Source organism: Desulforamulus aeronauticus DSM 10349 (assembly GCF_900142375.1).
Classification (GTDB): domain Bacteria; phylum Bacillota; class Desulfotomaculia; order Desulfotomaculales; family Desulfotomaculaceae; genus Desulfotomaculum; species Desulfotomaculum aeronauticum.
Window position 1 is genome coordinate 1 of record NZ_FRAR01000001.1, and the last position, 250, is coordinate 250.

Here is a 250-nt window from a genome sequence, read left to right on the forward strand (position 1 = left end):
TTGACTGGGGCGGTCGCCTCCCAAAAGGTAACGGAGGCGCCCAAAGGTTCCCTCAGCGCGGGTGGAAATCGCGCGTTAGAGTGCAAAGGCAAAAGGGAGCTTGACAGCGAGACCAACAAGTCGAGCTGGTACGAAAGTAGGGCTTAGTGATCCGGCGGTTCTGAGTGGAAGGGCCGTCGCTCAACGGATAAAAGCTACCCCGGGGATAACAGGCTTATCTCCCCCAAGAGTCCACATCGACGGGGAGGTT

General features: G+C 58.0%; 1 rRNA gene. It reads left to right on the top strand.

The features are described from left to right. Nucleotides 1–250 (top strand): 23S ribosomal RNA (locus tag BUA78_RS00005); the annotation flags it as partial.